We start from the raw sequence: 572 nt of genomic DNA, 5'->3' as shown, positions 1-572 counted from the left end.
GACCCTTCCAGGGTGCCCACGCTGGAGGGGGTGGAGAACACCTGCTGGCTGCGGACTTCGGTCTTTCCGTCGGCCGACAGCTGGGCCACGCTGATGTTGGTGTTGCCGTAGGAGACGTACATCGTGTCGTTGTCGTCGATGAGCAGCCCGGCGTCGTAGTAGCACTTGTTGATCGTGGTGTGCCGGTTCCAGGGGCCTTCGACGGAGGTGGCGGTGTAGATGTAGGTCTTGCTGAAGTCGATGCAGCCGCCCCAGTAGAAGGTCTTGTTGCTCTTGCGGTAGTTCAGGAACGACGCCCAGACCCCGTTGACGTAGGCTCGCCCGCCGTTCAGGTCGTACTTCGATCCGAAGTCGAGCTTGGGCACCGAGTGGCCGGCGTATTCCCAGTTGACCAGGTCGTAGGAGCGCAGGATCGGCGCGCCGGGCGAGTAGTGCATCGTGGAGGCCGAGTAGTAGTAGGTGTCGTCCACCCGGAAGACGTCGATGTCGGCCAGGTCCTCCCACAACACCGGGTTGGAATAGGTCGACGACGGCGGCCACGGCCCGTTCGTCGGACTCGCCGACGGCGACGG

At 63.6% G+C, this 572-nt stretch carries 1 protein-coding gene; it reads right to left on the bottom strand.

The window, feature by feature from the left end; genetic code table 11:
* Positions 1-509: family 43 glycosylhydrolase (locus QSK36_RS43060; protein WP_285786442.1), on the bottom strand; the 509-nt coding region annotated here is incomplete at its 3' end.
* Positions 510-572: the final 63 nt, after the last annotated feature.

The sequence above is a fragment of the Microbispora sp. NBRC 16548 genome (assembly GCF_030268985.1).
Taxonomy (GTDB): Bacteria; Actinomycetota; Actinomycetes; order Streptosporangiales; family Streptosporangiaceae; genus Microbispora; species Microbispora catharanthi.
This window is presented reverse-complemented; position numbering and strand designations above follow the sequence as displayed.